Genomic DNA, 10,244 nt, shown 5'->3' with positions numbered 1-10,244 from the left:
GGTAGTGCCGGCCGCTGGCCGGCAACCGTCACGCTCGAAGGCCGGCATCACGACCACACCGACCATGCATGCGGATACTCGCCAACCTGGCCGGCAAGACCGGCACGTACCGGATTCCCAAGGATGTACAGCGCTTGCCGCGCCAGCGATTCCTCGGCCCTGACCGCATGATCGTAGTAGCCAGGCTGCCACACCGTACGTCGACGAGCCGCCAGGCGATTCAGGGCAAGCGCGCTCGACGACTTCATTCGGCGTGCGATGTCTGCAAGGTCAACTGCACGCAGCTCGAACATCCAGTGAACATGATCCGGCATGACAACCCACGCGAGTGACTGCACCAGTCCCCGCCGTTCGATGTCATGAAGCTGGTCGATTACACATGCCACTGCGGCTTCGCTTTCAAACAGCCGGCGACGCTGATGGGTGGTGGTTGTCAGAACATAGACCTGACCGGGAATGGAACGCCGGCCCAGGCGGAGGCGATGGCTGCTCATGCCCCCTGGTGGAACGATCATTGGGCGTTGAACGTCAGGTCATGCCTCGACCGGTGTTCGGAAATGCCTGAAAGGTTGCCGGCCAGCGGCCGGCACTACCGGGGGCATGGATTGCCGGCCAGCGGCCGGCACTACCGGGGTGCGGCCCATCACCCGCGCAGGGTGGCGCCGCCGTCGACGTAGAGGTCGCTCATTGCCACGTGGCCGGCCTGCTCGGAGAGCAGGAACATCACCGCATGGGCGATGTCTTCCGGAGTGGCCAGCTTGCGCAGGGGGATGCCCGCCTTGTAGGTCTCAAGGCTACCGGCGATCACCCGCTCGGCGCCACGTTCGTCCTGCCACATTCCGGTCTGCATCGGGGTCAGCGTCGAACCCGGCGCGACGATATTGCAACGGATGCCGAGCGGCGCCAGCTCCAGCCCAAGGCAACGGCTGAACATGGTGGCAGCCGCCTTGGACGCCGCATAGGCGGCCATTCCATGCCGCGGCACGCCGGCCGCATTCGAACTGACCGTGACGATGGCGCCCTGCCGACGCGGTGACATCACCCGCGCCAGGGCGCGCCCGACGTGGAACACGCCATCTGCATTGACCGCAAACACCCGGCGCCAGTCGGCATCGGCGGTTGCAGTCACCTCGCCGACATGCAGTACGCCAGCCACGTTCGCGGCCAGGCCGATCGGCCCGATACCGGCCTCCACCTGGTCCACCAGTGCGTCCACCGCCGCGCTATCGGTCACATCGAGCGCGAACGCGCGCGCACGCGTACCGGACACATCCGGCACCTGGCGATCGGTGGCCACCACCGTGCAACCCGCCTCGTCCAACAACCGTACCAGCGCCGCACCGATGCCACCGGCGGCGCCGGTCAGCAGCGCCACACGCCCTGCAAAGCCGGTCAACTGCATGTTGCGATCTCCTCTTGCTCATCCCACTGGCGCAGGCGCGCCGACAACCACGGCGCCAGCTGCGCCACCGCATCGCGCCCGGTCAACTCGGCATGCAGGAACGGCAGCTCCAGTGCCTGCACCTTGCGCGCGTGAACCTGCCACAGTGCGGACTGCAGCTGCGGTCGTGCCTGGTGATCGCGGCCCGCGCGCACGTGCACCAGGGTGCCATCGAAGGGCCGATGCTGGTGCTCGCGGATCAGGCGGTTGGTGCCGGTCACGGCGCGCACTACGCCATCCAGCACCACGTCCGGCAGGCTGCCCAGCGCGCTTCCGCCCCGGCGCAGGAAGCCCAGGATGCGCTCCCGGCTGTCCAGCTCTGGATGCGCGTCCGGGTCATGCCCGGCGATCGCCAGCAGGGCGCGCAGCGCCGCAATCGGATCCGGCTCGGGTTCGGCGCGCCAGCATTCACTGGGATAGGCATCCAGCAAGACCAGTTCACCGACCTCGCGGCCGATCTCATGCAGGCGCACGGCCATCGCCTGGGCCAGAATGCCGCCCACCGACCACCCCAGCAGGTGCACCGGCCCGCGCGGCTGGATCGCCACCACGCGCTGCACGTAATCGTTGGCCATCGCTTCGATGCTGACCGGCAGTGCCTGCTGCGCATCCAGCGCCGGCGACTGCAGCCCGTAGACCGGCCGCGCGGGCTGCAGCGCCCTGGCCAGGCTGCGATAGTTCCAGGCGATACCACCGGCCGGATGCAGCACGAACAGCGGCGTAGCATCGGCCGCATCGCTGGTGGCCAGGGCGATCACCGGTCCCAGCGCATGGTCGGCCAGCGCCGGCGGCATGGCGATGCGGGTAGCAAGCGCCGCAACGGTCGGCTGCGCGAACACGGCGCCCAGGCCCAGATCGCAGCGCCAACGTCGCTCGATCGCCAGCAGCAGGTGCACCGCCGACAATGAATCGCCACCGAGGCTGAAGAAGTCCGCGTCCACGGCAACCGGCACGTCGCGACCCAGCGCCTGTGCGAACAACGCCGCCAGCTCCTGCTCCAGCGGCGTGCGCGCCGCCAGCCCGCCAGACTGCTGCTGTGGGGGCTTCGGCAGCGCGTTGCGATCCAGCTTGCCGTTGGCGGTCACCGGCCACTGATCGATGCCGACGAATGCAGAGGGCACCATGTAGTCCGGCACCCGCGCCGCCAGATGGCTGCGCAGCACCGTGGCATCGGCCAGCGCCACCGGCACGTAGGCCACCAGTCGCGCGTCACCGGGTGCGTCCTGCCGCAGCAGCACTTCCACGCGCTCCATGCCGGGCAGCTCGCGCAACGCCGCCTCGATCTCGCCAAGCTCGATACGCAGGCCGCGCAGCTTCACCTGGTGGTCGCTGCGGCCCAGGTACTCGACGGCACCATCGCCACGCCAGCGCGCCACGTCGCCGGTGCGGTAGATGCGTTCGCCCGGCAGGAAGGGATCGGCGAGGAAGCGCTCGGCGGTCAGGTCGTCGCGGCCGAGATAGCCACGTGCCAGCTGTACGCCGCCCAGATACAGATCACCGGCCACCCCCACCGGCAGTGGCTGCATATGCGCATCCAGCACATACAGGCGCGTGTTCCAGACCGGAAAGCCGATCGGCACCGGCCGTGAATCGTCCTGCGCCGAGGCCGGCCAGTAACTGACGTCCACGGCGGCTTCGGTAGGGCCGTACAGGTTGTGCAGCTCGGCATGCAAGCGGGCGTGGAAGCGGTCACGCAACGAGGCGTCCAGTGCCTCGCCGCTGGTGAACACCCGGCGCAGCTGCAGGCCTTCGCTGGCCGGCGCAGCCAGGAACGCGTCCAGCATAGAAGGCACGAAGTGCATCGTGGTGATGCCGTGCGTCCGGATCAGCCGTGCCAGCTCGTTGGGGTCCCGATGCGCGTCCGGTCCGGCAAGCACCAGCGTGGCGCCGCACAGCAGCGGCAGGAAGAACTCCCAGACCGAGACATCGAAGGTGGCCGGGGTCTTCTGCAGCACGCGATCGTCGGCGCGGATGCCGTAATGCTCGCGCATCCACAGCAGGCGGTTGACGATGGCGCGATGCTCGATCACAACGCCCTTCGGCTCGCCGGTGGAACCGGAGGTGTAGATCACATACGCCGCATCGCCGGGTGCCGGGTCGGCCCAGGGCGCAGCGAAGCTGAGTGCGGTCCACTGCCCAGGCGCCAGCACCGGCACGGTGGCCATGCGTGCCTGCACAGCATCGGCCGCAAGCACGCACACCGGCCGTGCCGAGGCCAGGATCCGCGCCAGCCGCTCATCGGGATGGGCCAGGTCCAATGGCAGGTACGCGGCACCCGCGCGCAGCACCGCCACCAGTGCGATCACCAGTTCCAGCGAGCGCGGCAACGCCACCGCGACCACGCTGCCCGGGCCTGCCCCCATCGCACGCAGCTGCGCGGCCAGCGCGAAACTGCGCGCCTCCAGCGTGGCGTGATCGAGCCCGGTGTCGCCGAATGCCAGCGCAGGTGCGTGCGGATCCCGGTCCATGCCCTGCTGCAGCAGTTCGACCAGCGTGGTCTGCGGCAACGCATGCGTAGTGGCATTGAAACCGTGCACTACGCTGTGGATCTCGGCGGTGGTGGCCAGTGGCACCGCGGCGATGTCCTCCGCCTGCAGCGCCGCCGACACGAAATGCAGCAGGCGCGAGGCATGGGCCTGCACCTCCTCGCGGCTGTACAGCGCAGGATTGGCCTCGACCTCCAGATCGAGGCCATGTTGCCCATCGCCACGGAATCCCAGCGTGAGGTCATCGACCGGCCCGGTGCACAGCACGTCCAGGGTCGCCTGCACGCCGGGCAACGCCAACGGCGTGTAGAACGGCTGCACATTCACCATCGGGCCATGCAGGCGCTGCTGCGCACCCACCAGGCCAAGATCGCGGCGCAGCTGCTCACCGCGGTAGCGGCCCTGCCTGCGGCCCTGGCTGAGCTGCCGGCCGAGTGCACGGGTAAAGCCCTCGACACTGCCGCCCGCAGCCGCCACGCGCAGCGGCAGCACGTTCATCACCATCGCCGGAACGCGTGCCGAAGCGCTGCCAAGCCGCGCCATGTACGGCATGCCCAGCACCACCTCCTCGGCGGCACTTATCCGGCGCAGGTACTCGGCCGACAACGCAGCGAGCACATCCGGCCAGGGCTGCAACCAGGCAATCGATGCCTGCAACAGTTGCTCGCGGAGGACCGCATCGACGGGCTGCACCCAGCGCAGCGCGTCATCGCTGGCGGGCGCGGTGCCCGCCAGGCCCACGCCTGCCGGCGCGCCCCGCAGCTGCGCGTGCCACCACGTTGCAGCCTGCGCCCTGCGTGGATCGGCGCGGTACGCGGCATCCTCGGCCAGTACGGCGGACAGTCCAGGCAGTGGCTCGCCCGCGCGCCCGGCGTACAGCGCGCAGGCGCGCTCGGTGAACAGCGCCATGCCATAGCCATCCGCCGCCAGATGATGCACACGCAGGTACCAGACCCAGCGCTGCCCGCCCAGATCGAACAACACCTGCTGGCTGATCCGGTCACGGCTCGGATCCACCACGCTGAGCCGGTCGGCCTGCATCAGCGCACGTGCCGCCGCCGCGGGATCGGACTCCCCCGCCAGGTCACGCAGCGAGAGCCGTGGCACATGTGCCGGCTCGTGCCACTGTACGGGCTGACCATCGTCGCCCTCGGCAAAGCGCAGTGCGAAGGCCTGCGCCTCACTGGCCGCCTGGTCGACCGCCGCCGTGAACCTGGCCACGTCCAGCGGGCCTTCGATCCACAGCGCGTGCGCGGTATTGAACGACGGATTGCCCGGCGCCAGCCGCTGCGCGAACCAGAGCCCGGCCTGGGCCTCGGTCAATGCCACCGGCGTGGCCAGCGCGGCGGCGTTCATGCGTTCTGCGCGGCCTGCAGCTTCTGCACTACGCCCCACCACTGGCGCAGTGTGGTGTGCTCGGCCAACTGCGAGAACTCCAGCGGCAGCCCGGTATTGCCCCAGGCCAGGACCAGGCCGAGCATGCGCATCGAGTCCAGGTCCAGGTCGATCAGGTTGTCGTCATCACCGATCTCGGCAGGCGTGCATTCCAGTACCCGCGCCACATCGGCACGCATCCGCTCCAGGTCCAGCATCGCGTCGTTGGCAGCCATTACAGCACCTCCAGCAACTGGTCGGTGCTCATCGGCACGCCGCAGGTGCGCGCGATCCAATGCAGGGCCTGGTCATGGTCGGCGCGCGAGAAGTCCGCCACGGCATCGGCAGCGATGAATGCTTCGATATCACGCTGGAAGGCCTCGACCACGGTAGCAGTACAGCCGATATGGGCATATACGCCGGTAACCAGCAGCTGGTCACAGCCGCGAACGCGCATCAGCGTTTCCAGGTTGCTGCGCTGGAAGGCGCTGTAGCGGTGCTTGACCAGTACGTGCTCGCCCGGCTGCGCTGCCAGCGCCTCGATGATCGGCTCATGATCGGCGCTGCTGCGCATGCCCGGCCCCCACAGATCGGCCTGCAGGCCACGGTCACGGCGATCCTGGTCGCCGTGCTGGGCGGTGTAGAACACCGGAATGCCATGCGCACGGCAATGCGCCAGCAGCCGCGCGATATTGTCCACCGCCGGCCGCAACGGCTCGCTGCCGGCGTCGAACGCAGCCAGGAAGTAGCGCTGCATATCGTGCACCAGCAGCGCGACACGATCGCGCTGCGGGCGCCATGGGCCGCGCGCCTGCGGAAGCTCGGCAGCGGTCGGCAAGGGATAGTTGGTGATGCGGGGCAGCGCCATCAGCGCGTTCCTCCTGTCTGTTGCAGATGACGCGCGCGCAGCTGCGCACGCAGTTCGCGGCGGCTGATCTTGCCGACCGCAGTGGTATCGAAGCTGTCCACGAACACGACCTGGTCCGGCACCTTGAACGCGGCCAGGCCGCGTCCACGCATCCAGGCCTTCAATGCCGGCGCCTTGATCGGCTCGCCCTGCTGGATCACGAATGCACAGCTGCGTTCGCCCAGGTAGTCATCGGGAATGGAGACCACCGCGGCGTCGAACACGCCGGGGTGCGCCAGCAGGTGGTCCTCGATCTCCTCGGCGGAGATCTTTTCACCGGCACGGTTGATGTGATCCCCGGCGCGCCCCTGCACCACCAGATAGCCGCCGGGCAGCTGCTGCACGCGGTCGCCGGTGCGGTAGAAGCCGTCGTCGGTGAACGAACGCGCGTTGGCCACCGCGTCGTTGTGGTAGCCACGGATGGTGTACGGGCCGCGGGTCAGCAGGTGGCCCACCTCGCCCGCAGCCACCGGCTGGTCGTGGTCATCGACCACCCGCACCTCGTCATCCTCGCTGATCGGCCGACCCTGGCAGGCCACGATCAGCGCTTCCGGGTCATCCAGCCGGGTGTAGTTGACCAGGCCCTCGGCCATGCCGAATACCTGCTGCAGGGTGCAGCCCAGGCCGTCGATCACCCGCCGTGCCGCTTCGGGCACCAGCTTGGCGCCGCCCACCTGCAGCACCTGCAGGCTGGAAAGATCGTGCGTGCTGGTGGCGGCGGCCTGCGCCCACAGCAGGGCCAGCGGCGGCACCAGGCCACAGCAGGTCACCTTCTCGCGGGCGATCAACGGGAACGCCGCATCCGGGCCGGGCCCTGGACTGAGCACCACGCGGGCACCGGCGTAGAGCGCGCCGAAGAAGCCCGGCGAACTCATCGGAAAGTTGTGCGCGGCCGGCAATGCCACCAGGTACACGCTGTCGCGGTCGATGCCGCAGATCGCATTGCTGGCACGGAACGAATAGATGTAGTCGTCGTGGGTCCGCGGGATCAGCTTGGACAGGCCGGTGCTGCCCCCCGAGATCTGCAGGAAGGCCACCGACTGCGGGTCCGGATCAGGCGGCAGCTGGCTGCGATCGCCCTGCAGCGCCTCCAGCGCAGTGAACTCGCCGGGATCGCCGTCGATGACCACATGGCGCACGGCCGGCACTGCCGCCTGCAGCGCCCGCGCCAGCCCTCGATGATCGAAGCCGTCATGCACGCTGGTGGTGATGTAGGCGCTGGCCTCGGCCTTGTTCGCGAAGTGCTCCAGCTCGGTGATGCGATGCGCCGGCAACGCGTACACCGGCACCAGGCCGGCGCGGAACAGGCCGCACACGCTACTGATGAACCCGGCCGTGTTGCCAAGCTGTACCAGCACCCGCTCGCCCGGCTGCAGGCCCAGTGCGAGCAGGCCCGCAGCGATCCGCCCGGCCTCGTGCCACAGCTGCGCGTAGCTCAGGCGGACATCGCCGGCGACCACGGCGATGTCGTCGGCATAGCATTCCGCGCGTGCGCGCAGGAATGCCGGGAAGGTCTCGCCGCGCCAATGGCCGGCTTGGCGATAGCGTGCAACCAGTTCATCAGGCCAGGCCTGCTGCAGCGGCAGGCGCGGCGAAACAGCGGACGTATTCATGCCACAGGCTCGATCGTGGGCGCCGGCTCATGCACGCCCAGCGCGTTCAACAGGGCGGCGAACTTCGCCGCGGTTTCCGCCACTTCGGCCTCGGGCTGCGAATCGGCGACGATGCCGGCGCCTGCGTAGAGCCGCAGCTGCGTGCCCTGCAGGCGCGCGCAGCGGATCGCCACATACCAGTCGCCGTCGCCCTGCGCGTCCAGCCAGCCAACCGCGCCGGCGTAGAAGCCGCGCGCTACCGGTTCCAGCTCACGGATGCGCTGCAGCGCCGCCAACCGCGGCGTGCCGCAGACCGCGGGCGTAGGATGCAGCTGCGCCAGCAGCAGGGCGGCGGGCGTGTGCGGGTCCTTGAGCGTGGCGTGGATACGCGTACCGAGATGCCACATGCTGGCGGTGGCGTGCAACGTCGGCTGCGGCTGCGCATCGATGTCGCTGCAATACGGCGCCAGGCCATCAACGATGGCCTCGACCACGTGACGGTGCTCGTCATGATCCTTTGCCGAGCCCTGCAGCGCGCGTGCGGCACGCTCATCCTCTGAAGCATCGGCACTGCGGCGTGCAGAGCCGGCCAGGGGGTGTGACAACAGCTGTACACCCCGCTTGCGCAACAGCAGCTCCGGCGTCGCGCCGACCAGCCAGGCCGGTGCCTGCCCGGGTTCGACCGGCAGCGGCACCGCATAGGTGGCAACCGAAGGATCGGCGCCCAGGCGTGCCAGCAGCACCTCGGGAGACAGCGCCTGGCGGGTGCGGGCCAGCAGGCTTCGCGCCAGCACCACCTTGTGCAGGTCCTGCGTGGGTGAACGCAACGCCTGCACGGCGGTGGCCACGGCGGCGGCATAGTCCTGCGCTGCCGGTTCGGCCTGCAGCGCGCCCTGCAACAGCGGAGCGCCCTGCGGCTGCAACGGCAGCGCAGGCAGCAGGCGCTCAGGTTGGTACAGCGCGTCGTCGGCGCGCGGCTCGAACGGAACCGCACCGACCAGCAGGCCCGGACCACCCCGCTGCTGTGCGAAGAACTGCGCCACACGCTCGGACAGCGTCGCCAGCGCACCACTCGGCAGCGCCGCCCGGCAACCCCGTGCGTGCACGTGCTGGCCGGCATGCTGCAACAGGAACAACGAGGCGTCGTCGGTGCTTTCCAAGGGCGATGGCGCAGCCTCCGGCCACCCGCCCTGCATCAGGGAATCATTCATGGGGTCTCCTTCATCCGATGCGCTGCGGACAGCGCGCACAGCAACAGCAGCAGCGCGCCGACCAGCAGGTAGGGCAGGCTGTGCCCGCCGCGATACAACAGCGTGCCGAGCATCGGCCCGGCCACCATGCCCAGCCCCTGCGCGGCGGCAACGGTGCCGGCGGCGGCGCCCTGCTCGTGCGCCTCGACCGCATCGGCAGCCAGCGCCTGGAACGAGGGAAACACGAAGCCCATGCCGAACGCGGCCAGCGCATAGGCCGCCGGCAGCTGCCAGCCCTGCTGCACGCCGGCCACCGAGGCGAAACCAATACCGGAGATCAGCGCGCCGAGGATGATCCAGCGCCGGGGATGCACGTCCAGCTTCATCACCAGCACCTGCGCCAGGATCAGGCCGACGCCGACCGCGGTGAGTGCGATGCCGGCCATGCGCGCACCCGCGGCCGCATCCAGGCCAAGGCGATCAATCGCGAAGAAGCCGACGGTCACCTGTGCAATGGTGACCGAGACCATGGCAATGAACGCCGCCAGCTGCGGCAGGCGCAGGCGCGGGTCGAGGCGACTCAGCGGCGCGCGGCGCGGCGCGGCGGTGCCCGCCACCGGCGGCGTGGCCGGCAGGCGCCAGGCCAGCAGGGCCAGCGCCAGCAAGGGCAGCAATGCCGCCACATACAGCGCCAGCGACAGGTTCGTATAGGCCAGCCAGCCCGCCGCTGCCGGGCCCAGTACCATGCCCAGCGCATTGGCGCTGCCCAGCCGTGCGAGAAAACTGGCGCGCTGCCCGGTCGGTGCCTTGTCGGCGATCAGGGCGGCGGCGGTGGGCGGCACGGCGGCATAGAACAACCCGATCAGGCCGCGCGCTCCGACCAGCACCAGCACCGACACCCACACCGCGGGCACCCCCTGCAGGGCCACGTCGATGAACACCGCCAGCGCGATGTAGACCACGGTGTACGCGCTCATCGCCAGCATCAGTACGCGCTTGCGGCCGATGCGATCGCTGAGCTGGCCCCACGGGCGCGCGGCCAGCATCCACAGCACGCCGGCGGCGGTGACCGACAGGCCGGCGTGCCATTCGGACAGGCCGAGCATGCGGACCACGGGGCCGATCACGGCGACGAAGGACATCATCGCCATGGTGCCGATCAGGGCCGCCAACACCAGCGCCGGCAAGCCGGGAACGACGGGACGTGCGTGCATGGAACACCAGCCGTAACAGGAAAGGATCGCCGGGCGCGCC

Annotated in this window: 8 protein-coding genes; all 8 read right to left on the bottom strand. The window is 69.5% G+C overall.

Annotation, left to right across the window (positions count from 1 at the left end; all coding sequences use genetic code 11):
- Positions 1 to 47: 47 nt before the first annotated feature.
- Entirely contained in the window at positions 48 to 494 is a 447-nt protein-coding gene (locus Q0P60_RS18340; RefSeq protein WP_294996886.1) for a transposase, read from the bottom strand.
- 149 nt (positions 495 to 643) lie between these two features.
- The gene (locus tag Q0P60_RS18335) at positions 644 to 1,402 is read right to left on the bottom strand and encodes a 2,3-dihydro-2,3-dihydroxybenzoate dehydrogenase (RefSeq protein ID WP_294996884.1); all 759 of its coding nucleotides are present in this window, start codon (positions 1,400 to 1,402) and stop codon (positions 644 to 646) included.
- On the bottom strand, positions 1,393 to 5,283 hold the full coding sequence (locus tag Q0P60_RS18330; RefSeq protein ID WP_294996882.1) for an amino acid adenylation domain-containing protein: 3,891 nt from the start codon (positions 5,281 to 5,283) through the stop codon (positions 1,393 to 1,395). The genes Q0P60_RS18335 and Q0P60_RS18330 overlap by 10 nt, the downstream gene beginning before the upstream one ends.
- Positions 5,280 to 5,537, bottom strand: coding sequence for a phosphopantetheine-binding protein (locus Q0P60_RS18325; RefSeq protein ID WP_294996881.1), 258 nt, complete (start codon positions 5,535 to 5,537; stop codon positions 5,280 to 5,282). Before Q0P60_RS18325 ends, Q0P60_RS18330 begins: the two co-directional genes overlap by 4 nt.
- A complete protein-coding gene (locus tag Q0P60_RS18320; protein ID WP_294996879.1) occupies positions 5,537 to 6,169 on the bottom strand; it encodes an isochorismatase family protein in 633 nt (210 codons plus the stop codon). Before Q0P60_RS18320 ends, Q0P60_RS18325 begins: the two co-directional genes overlap by 1 nt.
- Entirely contained in the window at positions 6,169 to 7,821 is a 1,653-nt protein-coding gene (locus Q0P60_RS18315; protein ID WP_294996877.1) for an AMP-binding protein, read from the bottom strand. The genes Q0P60_RS18320 and Q0P60_RS18315 overlap by 1 nt, the downstream gene beginning before the upstream one ends.
- A complete protein-coding gene (locus Q0P60_RS18310; RefSeq protein WP_294996876.1) occupies positions 7,818 to 9,011 on the bottom strand; it encodes an isochorismate synthase in 1,194 nt (397 codons plus the stop codon). The genes Q0P60_RS18315 and Q0P60_RS18310 overlap by 4 nt, the downstream gene beginning before the upstream one ends.
- Positions 9,008 to 10,204, bottom strand: a complete 1,197-nt coding sequence (locus Q0P60_RS18305; RefSeq protein WP_294996874.1) for an MFS transporter — start codon at positions 10,202 to 10,204, stop codon at positions 9,008 to 9,010. Before Q0P60_RS18305 ends, Q0P60_RS18310 begins: the two co-directional genes overlap by 4 nt.
- Positions 10,205 to 10,244 lie beyond the last annotated feature (40 nt).

Source organism: uncultured Stenotrophomonas sp. (genome assembly GCF_945952405.1).
GTDB lineage: Bacteria > Pseudomonadota > Gammaproteobacteria > Xanthomonadales > Xanthomonadaceae > Stenotrophomonas.
Note: the sequence above shows the minus strand (reverse complement) of the source record. Positions and strands in the feature narration are given on the sequence as shown.